Source organism: Mammaliicoccus sp. L-M44 (assembly GCF_022386355.1).
Classification (GTDB): Bacteria; Bacillota; Bacilli; order Staphylococcales; family Staphylococcaceae; genus Mammaliicoccus; species Mammaliicoccus sciuri_A.
Genome location: NZ_JAJNIU010000057.1, coordinates 1 through 1,387, shown reverse-complemented (window position 1 = coordinate 1,387; position 1,387 = coordinate 1). Strand labels below are relative to the sequence as shown.

Sequence of the window (1,387 nt, the reverse complement as noted above, 5' to 3'; positions counted from 1 at the left end):
TAAATCTTTAGAAGATGGACAAAGCGTAGATTTCGACATAGTTGATGGTCAACGTGGCGAACAAGCAACTAATGTTGTTGCGGTCTAACGATAAATAAAAAAGTCCTGGTCTATAATAGACCAGGACTTTTTTATTTATCCAAAGGCACACTTACATACCAAAATGGTATCGTGCTAAATTCAAAAACACATGTGATAATCAAATATACTTATTTTGCATTTTAAAGGGGTATTTTAAAGATTTAAGGGTAATTTATATAGTTTTATACCTAAAAACTTATATTGGCTCTTAAAACGCAAATATAAGCCAAATAAATATATTCTCATTTCACAAACAAAATTTAAGCAAAACCAGTGGCTATTTTTTAGACACTGCCCATCTACATGCAAATTTAAAAATTGGCATGAAAAGTGGGTAAACGCGCCATTTAATCGCATAGTTCCTGCAGGGGCTAAAAAAGCTTTTTTACTTAACATCGACATGACATCGACTTGACGATATGTAAAGAATTATCAAAAGCAAAACACTATTAAACCAATAATATTTAATAATAAAAAAACTGACCTCAATCACAATACATAGTTTCTGATTGAGGTCAGTTTTTTATTATTTTTTGATGTAGTAGTTTTGTTTTTGATAATTCCATATTGCCATGATTGAGTGTGCTTTTTGTTCTTCTTCTGTTGTCTTTTCGTCTGATGTATTAATTAAGTTACCGTCTTCTGAGTCATCTAAATTTAAAATTTTGTGTTTTTGTTTGAGTAAACCACCGTAGCTTAACATACGTTTTCTGTATAAACCTTGTTCTAAGTCTTTGACCATTTCTTGATTTTTTTCTTGATTACTTGTTAGAAAGTCTGATGATTTAACACTATATTTTGACGTTTCTTTGATTGCTGCAAGCTTATTTAATTTATTAATTAAAAATATTATATTTCGTCATATTTTGTCTTCTCATATCGGCTGAATAAAGTTCTTCAAGTTCACTTAAAATCGTACTCATTAAGTACCCTTGCATCGAAATGATCGTTTCCTTTTGGCCTTTAACACCTCTATCATGTATCGCTTTTTTTACTCTTTTTAAAGATATTAATATTTCATCTTCAATGTCCTCTAACATGTAATGCATATCTTCATGTCTTGAATTAAATGATTTTTTTGCTTTAAGAATAACAGTTTTTATAACTTCTAAATCTTTATAATGATAATTCATTAAATAATTAGTTAATTGTTCAGGAAATTCTTGTAGTAATATTTCTTTATAATCTTTATCATCAGATTCAGTTACAAATTGAGGTTCTGTTGCAAAGTAAAAAAATATAGCTAACCACTAATTTATCATGTCAGTGTTCGCTTAACTTGCTAGCATGATGCTAATTTCGTGGC

2 protein-coding genes and 1 pseudogene are annotated in these 1,387 nt (G+C 29.1%); 1 reads left to right on the top strand and 2 read right to left on the bottom strand.

What is annotated here, in order from left to right:
- Positions 1-88: cold shock domain-containing protein (locus LQ611_RS13890; RefSeq protein WP_239709669.1), on the top strand; the 88-nt coding region annotated here is incomplete at its 5' end.
- A gap of 519 nt (positions 89-607) precedes the next feature.
- Here the strand turns inward: LQ611_RS13890 and LQ611_RS13885 are convergent.
- Both LQ611_RS13885 and LQ611_RS13880 read right to left on the bottom strand, forming a co-directional pair.
- Positions 608-901 (bottom strand): annotated as a pseudogene (locus LQ611_RS13885) (protein rep); the annotation flags it as partial.
- A 16-nt stretch (positions 902-917) separates the two neighbouring features.
- Positions 918-1,256 (bottom strand): replication protein A, encoded by a 339-nt coding sequence (locus LQ611_RS13880; RefSeq protein WP_275066793.1) that lies wholly within the window; start codon positions 1,254-1,256, stop codon positions 918-920.
- Positions 1,257-1,387 lie beyond the last annotated feature (131 nt).